The organism is Micromonospora sp. I033 (assembly GCF_053890995.1).
On sequence record NZ_JBSSLX010000020.1, the window covers coordinates 12,364 to 25,755 of the forward strand.

A 13,392-nucleotide genomic window follows, 5' to 3' on the forward strand; every position below is an offset into this window, starting at 1 on the left:
GAGATCACCTGATCCCCGGGTAGGAGGGTTGCTGGAGGAGGTGGCGGAGCTTGCCGAGGGCCTTCGAGTGCTGGCTCTTGACCGTGCCGACGGTGCAGCCCAGCACCCGGGCCACCTCCCGCTCCGGCAGGTCCTCGTAGTGGCGCAGCACCACCACCGCGCGCTGCCTCGGCGGCAACGCGCGCAGCGCCCGACGCAGCGCGACGGCGTCGTGGTCCGGCTCGGTGGCCGGCGCGGCCCGGTCCGGGACCTCGGCGACGAGGCTCTCCCGCCGGCGCCGCCGCCAGAACGAGGTGTGGTTGTTCACCAGCGCACGCCGGAGGTACGCGTGCAGGTCGTCGCTCCGGGACAGCCGGCGCCACCGCTCGTACATCCGGACCAGGCTGTCCTGGAGCAGTTCCTCGGCCCGCCACCGGTCCCCGGCCAGCAGCATGGCCAGCCGGATGTGGCGGCGCCAGGCCTCCTCCACGAAGGCCACGTACGAGGCGTCCGCCGTCGACAGTCGCGTTTTCTGGTCGGTCACGCCCCTACCACGCGGCAACGCGGGGAAAGGTTGTCCGGACGGCTACCTGAGGTTGCGCAGGGCATCCTCGATGGCGCGGTGGAAGGTCGGGTACGCGTAGATCATGTGCCGGAGCTGGCTGACCGGGACGGCCGCGTGCACCGCCACGACGAGCGCGGAGAGCACCTCGCCGCCGGTCGGACCGACCGAGGTGGCGCCGATCAGCACCCCCTGGTCGGCGTCGGCGATCAGCTTGATGAAGCCGGCGTTGCCGGCCTTGTGGATCCACCCGCGGGTGGACGAGGTGAGGTCGGTGTAGCCGACCTGGACGTTGATGCCACGGTCGCGGGCCTGCCGCTCGGTGAGGCCGACCGCGCCCACCTCGGGGTCGGTGAAGGTGACGCGGGGCAGCGCCCGGTAGTCGGCGACCGGCACGCTGCCCGGCGCGACGGTCGAGCCGCCCGTGCTCATCGCCCCGCCGACCGCGCTGACCACGCCGGCCGCGCCGCCCACCACGCTGGCGGTGCCGCTGGCGTCCGGCCCGCCCCTGGTGCGCCGCATGTGATCGAGCACGTCGGCCACGACGATGCCGGCCTGGTACATGGCGATGTGGGTGAACGCGCCCTCGCCGGTGAGGTCGCCGACCGCCCAGATCCCCTCGGCGGCGTGCAGCCGCTCGTTGACCGGCAGGTAGCGCTGCGTGCAGTCGATGCCGACCGAGTCCAGGCCCAGCTCCTCCAGGTGCGCCCGGCGGCCGGTCACCACCAGCAGCTTCTCGCCGCCGAACGCGCGGTCGCCGGCATGGACGGTGAAGCTCGTGCCGTCGTGCGCCACCCGCTCGGCCCGGACCCCGGTGTGGATCTCGACCCCGTCGGCGCGCAGCGCCGTGGCGGCGATCTCGGACGCCTCGGGCTCCTCCAGGGCGAGCACCCGGTCGGCCGCCTCGACCACGGTCACCCGGACCCCGAACCGGGCGAAGACCTGGGCCAGCTCCAGCCCGATCGCGCCGCCGCCCAGCACCACGAGCGACGCCGGCAGCTCCTCGACCTCGATGGCCTGGTGGTTGGTCCAGTACGGGGTGTCGGCCAGCCCGTCGATCGGCGGGACCGAGGGGCGGGTGCCGGTGCCGAGGACCACGCCGTACCGGGCCTCGAACACCTGGTCGCCGACGCGGACCCGGTTCGGGCCGTCGAGCCGGCCGCTGCCCCGGACGAACCGGCCGCCCTTGCCGGTGAAGCGGTCCACCGCGACCTTGTCGTCCCAGGTGTCGGTGGCCTCCTCGCGGATCCGCCTGGCGACCGGCGCCCAGTCGGGCCGTACCTCGGCGCTGCCGGCGAGCTCGTTGACCCGGTGCGCCTCGGCGAGGGCGTTGGCCGCCCGGATCATGATCTTGCTCGGGATGCAGCCCCAGTAGGGGCACTCGCCGCCGACCAGGTCCCGCTCGATCCCGACCACGGTGAGGCCCGCCTCGGCGAGCCGCCCGGCCACCTCCTCGCCGCCGACACCGAGCCCGACCACGACCACGTCCACCATTTCCGGCTCCGCCATCCCGCCAGCATTCCGCACGGCCGGGGCGCCGGCCACCGCGTCAGGCCGGAATTCCCGCGCCGTGATCATCCCCACGGCCTACGGTGGCCGGATGCAGGCACGCTTCGCCCCGGTCCGGGACTGCTTCCACGACCTCTTCGCCACCGGCCGGGAGACCGGCGCGGCGCTGGCCGTCTGGTACGACGGCACGCCCGTGGTCGACCTGGTCGGCGGCACCCGCGCGGCCGTCCCGCCCGGCGCGGCCGTACCGGCCGTCGGGGCCGGGGAGCCGTGGCGGCCGGACACTCTGGTCAACGTCTACTCGGTGGGCAAGCCGGTGGTCGCGCTCTGCCTCCTGCTCCTGGTCGACCGGGGCCGGGTCGACCTGGACGCGCCGGTGTCGGCGTACTGGCCGGAGTTCCGCGCGCCGGCCACCGTGCGGCAGGTCCTCGCCCACACCGCCGGGCTGCCCGCGTTCCCGGTGCCCCGGCCCGCCGCGGCAATCGCCGACTGGGGGCTGCTCTGCGCCGACCTGGCCGCCGCCGAGCCCGAGTGGGCGCCGGGCAGCGTCGCGGGCGAGCACGCCTGGACGTACGGGCACCTGGTCGGCGAGTTGGTCCGCCGGGTGGACGGGCGGCCGGTGGGGCGGTTCCTGGCCGAGGAGATCGCCGGGCCCTGGCGCCTCGACCTGGCCTTCGGGCTTGGCGCGGCGGACCAGCGGCGCTGCGCCGACCTGTCGTACGCCGACCCGGACTGGCCGGTCCGGATGCTGGGCGAGCCGGGATCCCTGCGGGCCCGGGCACTGGGGAACCCCGCCGGTGGGCTGGACACGGCAGTGGTGAACGGCCCGCTCTGGCGCGGCACCGAGTTCCCGGCGGTGAACCTGCACGCCACCGCCTCCGCCCTGGCCCGCCTCTACGCGGGCCTGCTCGCCGGCGGCACCCTCGACGGCGTACGCCGGTTCAGCCCCGAGCTGGTCGCCGAGGCGACCCGGGTGCAGTACGACGGGCCGGACCTGGTGCTGGACCGGCGGGCGTCCTGGACGCTGGGCATGCAGTGGGAGCCGGACGGAAGTTGGGGCATGGGCGGGATCGGCGGCAGCAGCGCCTGGGCCGACCCGGAACGCGGCTACACCTTCGCGTACGCGACCGCCCGGCTGGCCGACCACGACCGGGTGGAGGAGCTGGTGGAGGCGCTGCACTCCTGCCTCTGACGGTCAGCGCGGCCAGACCGGGTCGGCGCCCGGGACCTCCAGCGGGGGCGGATAGTCCAGCGCCGCGCGCGCCCGCTCGGGCAGCCGCCACGGCTGGTGCACCGCCTTCCCCTCGATCGAGGCCAGCTCCGGCACGTACCGGGTCGTGCACCCGCAGGTCACGGGTGAGGAGCACGACCGCCGTGCGGTCGCTCACGCCGGCACGGTCGGCCGGAGCGCCGGGCCGGGGATCCGGACCGGCGCGCCGGCCGGGGTGCCCAGCGCCCGCGCGGCCACGGCCATCCGCCGCCGCCGGGGTACGCGGGCCCGGCGGGTGAACACGTCGAAGTCCTGGGCGGCCACCTCGTCGAGGATCCCGCCGTAGAGCGCGTACGCGGTGCGCATGCACGCCTGCGAGGCGGGGGCGAGCAGCGGGATGCCCGGCGCGGCGGCCGCGTAGTGGGCCTGGGCGCGGGTCACCTCGTACTCGATCAGCTCCCGGAGCCGCGGGGTGGTGCGCCCGGCGGCCTTGGCGGCGAGCAGGTCCTCCCGGGTGACGTCGAACCTGGCCAGGTCCTCGTCGGGCAGGTAGGTCCGTCCCCGGTCCAGGTCCTCGGCCACGTCCCGGATGAAGTTGGTGAGCTGGAAGGCGAAGCCGAGCTGGCGGGCCGGCTCCCGGGCGGCGGCCGGGTCGGAGCTGCCCAGGATCGGCAGCATCATGGTGCCGATGACCGCGGCCGAGCCCTCCATGTAGTCGAGCAGGTCGTCGTAGGTCGGGTACGACCGCACGGTCAGGTCCATCGCCATGCTGCGCAGAAACGACGCGAAGTCGCCGCGGTCCAGGTCGAAGACGGCGATGGTGTGCAGCACGGCGGGCAGCAGCGGGTCGTCGACCGGTTCGCCGTGCAGGCCGGCGACGAAGCGGGTGGACCATTCCTCCAGCCGGGCCGCGCGCTCGGCCGGCGGCAGTTCCTCGGTGCGGTCGACGATCTCGTCGGCGTAGCGCGTGAATCCGTACAGGGCGTGCACATGCCGCCGTTTCCAGGCGGGCAGCAGCCGGGTGGCGAGATAGTAGGTACGGCCGTGCCGCCGGTGCAGTTCGCGGCAACGCCCATAGGCAGCGGTGAGATCGGTGTCCACCGGCCCCTCCTCAGATTCGACGCACCAATCGACGCAACTCGTAACCCTAGGGTACGCTCGCCCCCATGGCCAACGACGCAGTTGCGGACAGCGCGCTTTGTTTCGTCGCACCGGCTCAGCCCGGCGCGACGGACGATCCGGTCCGCGGCGTCCTGGCCGCCTTCACGAAAGACCTGGTGAAGGGGGTCGGCGAGATCCTGGCCGGGTTCCTGGCGGCCGAGGTCGACGCGCTCACCGAGATCGACGCGGCGATGGGCGGGTTCGCCGCGACGGCCCGCGACTGCGTGCTGGCCACCGGCAAGCGGGTCCGGCCGACCTTCGCCTACTGGGGCTGGCGCGGGGTCGTCGGCGGCGACGCGCCGCTGCCCTCGGTGCTGCCGGCACTCGCCGCGCTGGAACTGCTGCACACCTTCGCGCTGGTGCACGACGACGTGATGGACGCCTCCGACACCCGGCGGGGCCGGCCCACCGCGCACCGGGCCGCCGCCTCGCGGCACCGAGCGGCCGGGCACACCGGCGACCCGGAGCGCTACGGCGAGGCGGTCGCCGTGCTCATCGGCGACCTCTGCCTGGTCTGGGCCGACCGGCTGATGGCGCGCGCCACCGTGCCGCCGGCCCGGCTGCTCGACGCGCGCCGCTGCTACGACCAGATGCGGGTGGAGACCGTCGCCGGGCAGTTCCTCGACGTGCTCGGCGAGCACGACGCGGCGAACTGGTCGGTCGACCGGGCGCTGCGGGTGGCCCGCTACAAGACGGCCGGCTACACCGTCCAGCGACCGCTGCTCTTCGGCGCCGCCCTGGCCGGGGCCGAGCCGGACACCCCGCTGATCGCCGCGTACACCCGCTACGGGCTGGCCGTCGGCGAGGCGTTCCAGCTCCGCGACGACCTGCTCGGGGTCTACGGCGACCCGGCCACCACCGGCAAGCCGGCCGGTGACGACCTGCGGACCGGCAAGCCGACCGTGCTGCTGACGCTGGCCCGGCAGCTCGGCGACCCGGCCCAGCGCAGGGCCCTGGCGCAGGCCGGCACGGTCACCGGGGCGCGCGAGGTGGCCCGGCTGGCCGACCTGGTCCGGGACACCGGGGCGGTGGCCCGGGTGGAGCAGATGATCGCCACCCGGGTGGCCGAGGCGCAGGCGGCGCTCGACACCGCGCCGATCGACGGCACCGCACGGAGCGCGCTGGCGGGCCTCGCCACCGCTGCCACCCGGCGGCAGGCATGATGACGAACTTCACGAGCAGGGAGGCCGGGATGCGCACCGTGAGCGGGCGTACCGACCGGGTGGTGGTCGTCGGCGCCGGGCTGGGCGGGCTGGCCTGCGCGCTGCACCTGGCCGGCAGCGGCCGGCAGGTGACCGTGCTGGAACGCGAGCCGGTGCCGGGCGGGCGCGCCGGCCGGCTCGGCGTCGACGGGTACGAGTTCGACACCGGGCCGACCGTGCTCACCATGCCCGACCTGATCGCCGAGGCGCTGGGCGCGGTGGGCGAGGAGCTGACCGACTGGCTCGACCTGACCCCGCTCGACCCGGCCTACCGGGCCTGGTACCCGGACGGGTCGACGCTCGACGTCATCACCGACACCACCCGGATGGCCGCCGAGATCGCCCGGGTCTGCGGGCCCCGCGAGGCGGACGGCTACCTGCGTTTCGTCGACTTCGCGCGCGACCTGTGGCGCTGGGAGCGGGCCGACTTCATCGAGCGCAACCTGGACGCGCCGACCGACCTGCTCACCGGCAACCTGCTCAAGCTGCTCGCCAACGGCGCGTTCCGGCGACTCCAGACGAAGATCAACCAGTTCTTCCGGGACCCGCGTACCCAGCGGATCTTCTCCTTCCAGGCCATGTACGCCGGCCTCGCGCCGCACGACGCGCTGGCCATCTACGCGGTCATCGCGTACCTCGACTCGGTGGCCGGGGTGTGCTTCCCGCGCGGCGGCATCCACGCGGTCTCCCGCGGGATGGCCGGCGCCGCGGAGAAGCACGGCGTGCAGATCCGGTACGGCACCACGGTGACCCGGGTGGAGACCGCGCACGGCCGGGCCACCGGCGTGGTCACGGCCGACGGGGAGTTCGTCCCGGCGGACGTCGTGGTGCTCAACCCCGACCTGCCGGTCGCCTACCGGGACCTGCTGCCCGAGAGCCGGCAGCGCCGGCTCACCTACTCGCCCTCCTGCGTGGTGCTGCACGTCGGCTCGACGCAGGGCTACAGCCGGATCGCCCACCACAACATCCACTTCGGGCGGTCCTGGAAGGGCACCTTCGACGAGGTGATCCGGCGGGGCGAGCTGATGACCGACCCGTCCCTGCTGGTGACGAACCCGAGCCGGACCGACCCGTCGGTGGCCCCGGCCGGCCGGCACACCTACTACGTGCTCGCCCCGGTGCCCAACCTCGACCGGGCGCCCTTCGACTGGCCGGGCGACCTGACCCGCCGCTACACCGACCAGCTCGTGGCGACCCTGGAGGAGCGGGGCTACGTCGGCTTCGCCGACGGCATCGAGGTGCTGCGCACGGTGACCCCGGCCGACTGGGCGGCGCAGGGCATGGCGGCCGGCACCCCGTTCGCCGCCGCGCACAGCCTCTTCCAGACCGGCCCGTTCCGCCCCCCGAACCTGCACCGGACGCTGGGCAACGTGGTCTTCGTCGGCTCGGGCACCCAGCCCGGCGTGGGCGTGCCGATGGTCCTCATCAGCGGCAAGCTCGCCGCCGCACGGATCACCGGGGGTGTCCGGTGAGCGCGAGGAGCGCTGCGGAGCGGAGCCCCGCAGTCGCGAACGAAAGGCCGGCACGGTGACGGCCCGGGAGAGCCACCTCGTGGAGCTGGTGGACGACGGCGGGCGCGTCGTCGGCGAAGCCACCGTGGCCGCCGCCCACCAGCCGCCCGGCCGGCTGCACCGGGCCTTCTCGGTGCTGCTCGTCGACCCGGAGGGGCGGATCCTGCTCCAGCAGCGGGCCGCCGTGAAGACCCGGTTCCCGCTGCGCTGGGCCAACGCCTGCTGCGGCCACCCGCTGCCCGGCCAGTCGCTGGTCGAGGCCGCCAACCGCCGGCTCGCCGAGGAACTCGGCGTCGAGCCGGTCGACCTCACCGAGGTCGGGGTGTACGTCTACTACGCCGAGGATCCGGCCACCGGCCGGGTCGAGTTCGAGTACGACCACGTGCTGCGCGCCGACGTCCCGGCCGACCTGGCCATCCGGCCCGACCCGGACGAGGTGGCCACCCTGCGCTGGGCCGACCCGCGCGAGCTGGAGGCCGACCTGGACGTCGACCCCCGCGCGTACGCCCCCTGGCTCGGCGGGGTGGTGAACCGGCTGCTGCGGCCGGCCCGGCCCGCCATCGACGCGGCCCGGGCGGGTGCGCCGGCCGACGAGGCACCGGAGCGGTCGGGTGGCGGATGAGGCGCTGAGCGCGGGGGCCGTCGCGCGCCGGCTGGGGGTCGCGGTCACCACGCTGCGCACCTGGCACCACCGCTACGGCCTCGGTCCCAGTGAGCACGTGCCGGGGCACCACCGGCGCTACACGCCGGCCGACCTCGCCCGCCTGGAGATCATGCGGCGGCTCACCGCGGAGGGCCTCACCCCCGCCGAGGCCGCCCGCTGGGCCCGGCAGGCGCCGGCCGTCCTCCCGCCGGAGCAGCTCGCGCCGAGGGCGCGGGCCACCGCGGTCCGGGACGGCGGCGGCACGACCATCCCGGTCGGCCGGGCCGGACCGGTGGCACGCGGCGTGGCCCGCGCCGCCATGCGGCTGGACTCGGCGGCGATCGGCGAGACCATCGCGCACTCCCTCGCCACCGACGGCGTGGTGCCGACCTGGGACGGGCTGCTCCGGCCGGTGCTCGCCGGCATCGGCGACCGGCACGCCGCCACCGGCGGGTTGATCGAGGTGGAGCACCTGATGTCGCGGTGCGTCTCCGAGGCGTTCGCCACCGTGGCCCGGACGCACGCCGCCGCCGGGCCGGCCCGGATCCTGCTCTCCTGCGCCGACGAGGAGCAGCACACGCTGCCGCTGGAGGCGCTGGGCGCCGCCCTGGCCGAGGCCGGGGTGGGCCACCGGATGCTGGGCGCACGGGTGCCGGTGGCGGCCCTGGTCGAGGCGGTCAACCGGACCGGCCCGGCGGCCGTGGTGCTCTGGTCGCACACCCGGGTCACGGCCGATCCGGACCAGCTCACGGCGGTGCTCGCCGCCCCGCGCCGCCCGCTGCTGGTCCTCGCCGCCGGGCCGGGCTGGCGGGCCGACACGCTCCCGGCCGGGGTGGTCCGGCCGGTGAACCTGACCGAGGCGCTCTCGCTGGCGGTGGCCGTACGGGACTCCCTGGACCAGTCGACGACGGGGTGAGGGGCTCTCCCGATTCGGCGCGACGTCCACTACGGTCGGAAGTCCGCCCGACCCGACCCCCTCTCGGGAGCGACGATGCGTCCACGCGCCGTGCTGGCGTGCGCCCTCGGCCTGGTGCTCCTCCTGGCCGGCTGCGGCGAGCCCGGCAAGACCCCGACCCCGGCCGGCGCCCCGCCGGCCGCCTCGGCCGTCCCGACGCCGGCGCCGACCCCACGGCCCAGCCCGAGCCGCACCACCCCGCCGAAGCCGAAGCTCCGACCGCTGCCGAAGACCCTGCCCGCCGGGCTGCACCGCACCAGCGGCGACCGGGGCGTCGCCCTCACCTTCGACGACGGGCCGGACCCCCGGTTCACCCCGCAGATCCTCGACCAGCTCCGGGCGGCCCGCGTCACGGCGACCTTCTGCCTGGTCGGCAAGCAGGCCAGGCGTTACCCGCAGCTGGTGGCCCGGATCGCCCGCGAGGGGCATCAGCTCTGCAACCACAGCTGGCGGCACGACATCAACCTCGGCCGGCGGCCGCTCGCCGAGATCCGGGCCGACCTGGTCCGGACCAACCAGGCCATCCGGGCGGCCGCACCGCGCGCGCCGATCACCTGGTTCCGGCAGCCGGGCGGACGCTGGACGGCGGAGGAGCTGACGGTGGCCCGCCAGCTCGGCATGCGCCCGCTGCACTGGAGCGTCGACCCGCAGGACTGGGGCCACCCGTCGGCGAAGACGATCATCAAGCGGGTGGCGGCGACGACCCACCACGGCTCGATCGTGCTCATGCACGACGCGGGCGGTGACCGGACCCAGACGATGGCCGCCTGCCGGCACCTGATCCCGGAACTCAAGCGGCGGTACGGGATCTCCCGGCTCCGGTGATACCGCCTCTGACCTGCGGTTTTGCCCGTCCCCGTGCCCATGGCCATACCGGTTTGGCCGACCGAGGAGGCATGGCATATGCTTCTCATGCCTCCGGCGGGGCCGGATGGGAGCAAGTCCGCTTGAAGTTGCGAGTGTGCAATGATGGCGGGGCCGCCCTCATCGTCTAGCGGCCCAGGACGCCGCCCTTTCAAGGCGGTAGCACGGGTTCGAATCCCGTTGGGGGCACGGTCCGGTTCCGGCCGGATGCAACACAGCTAGGTCCTGTGGAGCAGTTGGAGTGCTCGCCGCCCTGTCAAGGCGGAGGTCGCGGGTTCAAGTCCCGTCAGGACCGCAAGCGCTGACGCCGCGCCCTTCATGCGCGGCGTTCTGCGTATCGGCCCGTGCGGTAGCATGAGCCGAGCGGCACGGCCAGGTAGCTCAGTTGGTACGAGCGTCCGACTGAAAATCGGAAGGTCGGCGGTTCGACCCCGCCCCTGGCCACATAGCCTTTCGCCGGGCTACAGGAGCGCCGACCAGCGGAGACGCCGGTCGGCGTTCTGCTTTTCGCCCCGCAGGCCCGTCTGTCCGGTCTGACCCTCGTTGACCCCGGAATCCCTCTGATGGCCGCCCCTTGTTGCACGGGGATTGCACGACCCCTCGTCATGCCGGTCGGCCAAGAGCGCGTCGCAGACCCCTGCCTTGCAAAGATCAAAACTCCTGCCCGCCGGCGTCGGCTACTGCGGTCTGGCATGATCACGACGTGCCCGACCCCGAGCCCGCCGACGGCAGTCCGCCTACGGAGCCGTCTGCGCCGACGGCGCGGAACGAACTGCCCGCACTAATCGTGCTGCTGCTCGCATCGGCCGTTCTGCTGGCGCTGTCTTTCGGCTGTGCCGCCTTGTGGCTTTACAACTAACTGGCCGTCCGTTGCGCTGGACCAGGAGCGCCAGTTTGGGGAAGAGCGCGCTCAACCGGCCGGGATGCCCGAAACGCCTGCTGACGAGGGCCGGGCGAGGTGCATCTCGTGCCCGCTCGTGACCGCTGGGTCTACTGATTACTGGCCCGTGGACGGCCCGTGACGGCCGAGGCGGGTCGTGGAAGAGGATCTACGCGGGCGCAGGCGGGTAGCCGTGCCGGACGTCGAAGACTGCCTCCGGATAGTGGGCGGCGAGCCGTTCCGCTGCCAGCTTTGGATCGGCTGTCTCCACCAAGATCCGCCCGGACGGCTGTGGGCCGAACAGCCAAATTCTCACTCCGTGGCGCGACCAGAGATCGCGATCGTTGGCTAGACGCTCCAACGCATCTGCGAACTGCCGTTCCGACCTCACGGACGGCCGGAAGGCGAAGCGGAGCTGGGGAAAGCGGGCAGTGACGGCAGGGTCAAGCGACTCGCCCGATGTGCGGTAGACGGCGAGATCCGCATCGTCTGGCTCCAGGGTGACTGCCGTGAAGACATCGGGGAAGTGTGCGCGGCAGTAGTCGGCGACGACTTCGAAGTCCTCACGCTGATGGTCGCTTGTACCGCGCACCTGGTGTGCCATAGCCGCTCCTAGCGGATCTCCTCGTCGGGCAGTCGTAGACCGTCCAGTCTCCCCGGACGGGGACCAGGTGGAGCGCCCTACCGGACGAACGACCTGGGCCCCGTCCGGGGAGACTGGTAGCGCTTGTGGTGCCCGGCGAGGGGATCCGCGGCTGATCTCTGAGGAGGGCCGGGGTTCGGGGCGGAGCCCCGAGGTCTTCTGATCGGATCGTCCCCAAGCGTGGCCGGCCGGCCCGGCCGATGCCGGCCGGAGGTCGCCAGCAGGCCGGGGCCGGGCCGGCGCGGCCCGCTTGCGGGCCGCCTTGATCTGATAGAGCGGAATTCGGCAACGCAGACCACCGAGGGCTGTCCTCCGTCGGGAGATGGGCGACACACGTCCGCCAACTGATCTGCTACATCCGCCTTAGGGATCGCGGCATGTGCATGTGTGACCCAACGGGCCGTATGTACGGCCGGTGATTGATTGCGAGCAGCATGCCACAATCGCGCCATGGCCGATGCCAAAGAGCCGCGTCCCTGGCCTCGGATCAGGGCGGCGGCACCACGCGACGGCTTCGCATCGGACCCTGCAGCGGGATTGCCTGTGGTGGAGCCCCGAACGCCTGGCGCCGCAGAAGTCGGGGGGCCGGACCCTGCTCTTGGAGCCGACAGACGCGAACGGGTCCGGGCGTGGTCGGCGATTGACGGTGGGGGGAGCGGCCACCGCATGGCCCAAGCCGGCCTTGTTCTTGCCGCAGTCCTGGCCGGGGTGGCGTGGCTGTCGGTGGCAGGTCTTGTCTTCCTTGCTGTGGCTGGTCGAGATGATCCGGAAGGGATGACCAGCGTCTTCGCGGTCGCGCTGATGCCATATGCGCTTGTGCCCGCGCTCTGCCTCACCGCTGGCGCGGCGTTGCTGTATCGCAAGACTCGGGGTGGCCGAGTCCCCTTGCTGATCGCTGTGGTGACCACGTTGGCGGCGCTGGTGGTCTGCTGCTCCTGGTGGGAGCTCGTACCGATCCTGCCCTGTGGCCCCCTGCGGCCCTGTTTCCCCTGATGTCCACGGGACCGCTGCACGGCCGTTGCAATACGGCCCACAAGACGACCCTGACCTGCGGAAATGCGGGTGCCTGAAAATCGGAAGGTCGGCGGTTCGACCCCGCCCCTGGCCACATAGCCTTTCGCCGGGCTACAGAGATCCCCACCAGCGGAAACGTCGGTGGGGATCTTGCTGTTGGGGGCGGCCAACTAACTGGCTGCCCTCCCGTCCGCCTCGTCCCGTTGATCAAGAAGTTTGCGTCGGTGGAGGCCGTTTTCCCGACGCGAACTTCTTGATCAACAAGCCGGAGGTCAGGGTTCCGGGGTCGGGGTCGGGCCGGGGTTGGTCCCGATGGTGTGGGGACCGGGTGGGGCCGAGACTGAGCCGTATGACGAGAGCGCGGTGGAAGATCCTCGCACCCTGGCGGGTCGCCTACGGTGCCGAGAGCCGGCGACGGGTCGCCTGGTCGGTGGTCGCGGTACCGCGGGCGGTGGGCGCGCTGGGCCGGGCACCGCGCCGGCCGGGTCGGCTGCGGGCTCTGGGCGGGGCGCTGCTGGCCCTGCCGGTCGCGGTCGCGTCCACCGCGCTGACCGCGGTGCTCGCGTTCCTGGTGCTGATCAACGTGCTGGCGTACCCGTTCCGCCCGTGGCTCGGGCTCGGCGAGCAGACCGCCAACGCCTGGTACGCCGACGCCTGGGGCGGCCCGACCCTGGCCGGCGCCTGGGCCACCCACGCGGCCCTGGTCCTGCTGCTCGTCGTACCGCCGCTGATCTGGGCCGTCCGCGGGCTCACCGCCCTTCAGTGGCGGCTCACCGGCCACCGGTCGAGCCCGGCCGTCACACCGTCCCGCACGGCGGCCGTCGTGGCCGAGCCGGTGGGCGTCCGGCCTCCCGTCCACGCCGAGCCGGTGATCGCCAGGCCGCCCGTCGTGGCCGAGCCGGTGGGCGTCCGGCCCGCCGAGCCGGTGATCGCCAGGCCGCCCGCCGTGGTCGAGCCGGTGGGCCTCCGGTCGGCACCGGCGGCCGCCGCGGCGGTCATCCGGCCGGGGGCGACTCGCCGTCGGCCGTGGCGCCGGGTCGGGGCGGTGGTCGCGGCCGTGGGGCTGCTGGTGGCCGGCTCGCTCACCGCGCACGCCAACGGCATCGGGGACAACCTGCTCTGGGCACCCCGCGACCTGATCAGCGCCCTCGCCCTCGCTCTGACGCTCGCGCCGGTCGCGGGGTTGCTGCTGCTCCGGCGTACGGCCTGGTGGCGGTCGCCGGCCGAGCCCTGCTGAGCCACCCGCGCAACCGCGCCGG

Annotated in this window: 13 protein-coding genes and 3 tRNA genes; 11 read left to right on the plus strand and 5 right to left on the minus strand. The window is 73.9% G+C overall.

Translation table 11 applies throughout. From position 1 onward, the window contains the following. Positions 1-4: 4 nt before the first annotated feature. Both ACW0Q9_RS05925 and ACW0Q9_RS05930 read right to left on the minus strand, forming a co-directional pair. Positions 5-523, minus strand: a complete 519-nt coding sequence (locus tag ACW0Q9_RS05925; protein WP_456178916.1) for a SigE family RNA polymerase sigma factor — start codon at positions 521-523, stop codon at positions 5-7. A gap of 42 nt (positions 524-565) precedes the next feature. Next, positions 566-2,050 carry a dihydrolipoyl dehydrogenase family protein gene (locus tag ACW0Q9_RS05930; protein WP_456178917.1) on the minus strand — a complete coding sequence of 495 codons (1,485 nt, stop codon included), beginning with the start codon at positions 2,048-2,050 and terminating at the stop codon, positions 566-568. Positions 2,051-2,141: 91 nt separating this feature from the next. Between ACW0Q9_RS05930 and ACW0Q9_RS05935 the strand changes: the two genes are divergently transcribed. Next, positions 2,142-3,242: a serine hydrolase domain-containing protein gene (locus ACW0Q9_RS05935; protein WP_456178918.1), complete on the plus strand. Its 1,101-nt coding sequence runs from the start codon at positions 2,142-2,144 to the stop codon at positions 3,240-3,242. A gap of 3 nt (positions 3,243-3,245) precedes the next feature. Here ACW0Q9_RS05935 and ACW0Q9_RS05940 read toward each other — a convergent pair whose 3' ends face one another. Both ACW0Q9_RS05940 and ACW0Q9_RS05945 read right to left on the minus strand, forming a co-directional pair. Beyond that, positions 3,246-3,377, minus strand: a complete 132-nt coding sequence (locus ACW0Q9_RS05940) for a hypothetical protein (protein WP_456178919.1) — start codon at positions 3,375-3,377, stop codon at positions 3,246-3,248. 57 nt (positions 3,378-3,434) lie between these two features. Then, positions 3,435-4,361: a phytoene/squalene synthase family protein gene (locus ACW0Q9_RS05945; protein ID WP_456178920.1), complete on the minus strand. Its 927-nt coding sequence runs from the start codon at positions 4,359-4,361 to the stop codon at positions 3,435-3,437. Between the two features lie 65 nt (positions 4,362-4,426). On the opposite strand from ACW0Q9_RS05945, the gene ACW0Q9_RS05950 reads away from it, so the two are divergent. The 8 genes from ACW0Q9_RS05950 to ACW0Q9_RS05985 all read left to right on the plus strand — a co-directional run bounded on the left by ACW0Q9_RS05950 (position 4,427) and on the right by ACW0Q9_RS05985 (position 10,040). Then, positions 4,427-5,584 carry a polyprenyl synthetase family protein gene (locus ACW0Q9_RS05950; RefSeq protein ID WP_456178921.1) on the plus strand — a complete coding sequence of 386 codons (1,158 nt, stop codon included), beginning with the start codon at positions 4,427-4,429 and terminating at the stop codon, positions 5,582-5,584. Between the two features lie 29 nt (positions 5,585-5,613). After that, positions 5,614-7,095 (plus strand): phytoene desaturase family protein, encoded by a 1,482-nt coding sequence (gene crtI / locus ACW0Q9_RS05955; protein ID WP_456178922.1) that lies wholly within the window; start codon positions 5,614-5,616, stop codon positions 7,093-7,095. A gap of 55 nt (positions 7,096-7,150) precedes the next feature. After that, complete coding sequence (idi, locus tag ACW0Q9_RS05960) at positions 7,151-7,756, plus strand: isopentenyl-diphosphate Delta-isomerase (RefSeq protein ID WP_456178923.1); 606 nt, start codon at positions 7,151-7,153, stop codon at positions 7,754-7,756. Then, the gene (locus ACW0Q9_RS05965; RefSeq protein ID WP_456178924.1) at positions 7,746-8,693 is read left to right on the plus strand and encodes a MerR family transcriptional regulator; all 948 of its coding nucleotides are present in this window, start codon (positions 7,746-7,748) and stop codon (positions 8,691-8,693) included. The genes idi and ACW0Q9_RS05965 overlap by 11 nt, the downstream gene beginning before the upstream one ends. 75 nt (positions 8,694-8,768) lie before the next feature. Then, a complete protein-coding gene (locus ACW0Q9_RS05970; RefSeq protein ID WP_456178925.1) occupies positions 8,769-9,557 on the plus strand; it encodes a polysaccharide deacetylase family protein in 789 nt (262 codons plus the stop codon). 155 nt (positions 9,558-9,712) lie between these two features. Beyond that, positions 9,713-9,785 (plus strand) — tRNA-Glu (locus ACW0Q9_RS05975). A 32-nt stretch (positions 9,786-9,817) separates the two neighbouring features. Continuing rightward, positions 9,818-9,891: transfer RNA gene (locus tag ACW0Q9_RS05980), tRNA-Asp, on the plus strand. A gap of 75 nt (positions 9,892-9,966) precedes the next feature. Then, positions 9,967-10,040 (plus strand) — tRNA-Phe (locus ACW0Q9_RS05985). 605 nt (positions 10,041-10,645) lie between these two features. Here the strand turns inward: ACW0Q9_RS05985 and ACW0Q9_RS05990 are convergent. Next, positions 10,646-11,080: a hypothetical protein gene (locus tag ACW0Q9_RS05990; RefSeq protein ID WP_456178926.1), complete on the minus strand. Its 435-nt coding sequence runs from the start codon at positions 11,078-11,080 to the stop codon at positions 10,646-10,648. Between the two features lie 705 nt (positions 11,081-11,785). On the opposite strand from ACW0Q9_RS05990, the gene ACW0Q9_RS05995 reads away from it, so the two are divergent. Together ACW0Q9_RS05995 and ACW0Q9_RS06000 are read left to right on the plus strand one after the other, a co-directional pair. Then, positions 11,786-12,112, plus strand: coding sequence for a hypothetical protein (locus tag ACW0Q9_RS05995; protein ID WP_456178927.1), 327 nt, complete (start codon positions 11,786-11,788; stop codon positions 12,110-12,112). Positions 12,113-12,482: 370 nt separating this feature from the next. Beyond that, positions 12,483-13,370, plus strand: coding sequence for a hypothetical protein (locus ACW0Q9_RS06000; protein WP_456178928.1), 888 nt, complete (start codon positions 12,483-12,485; stop codon positions 13,368-13,370). Positions 13,371-13,392: the final 22 nt, after the last annotated feature.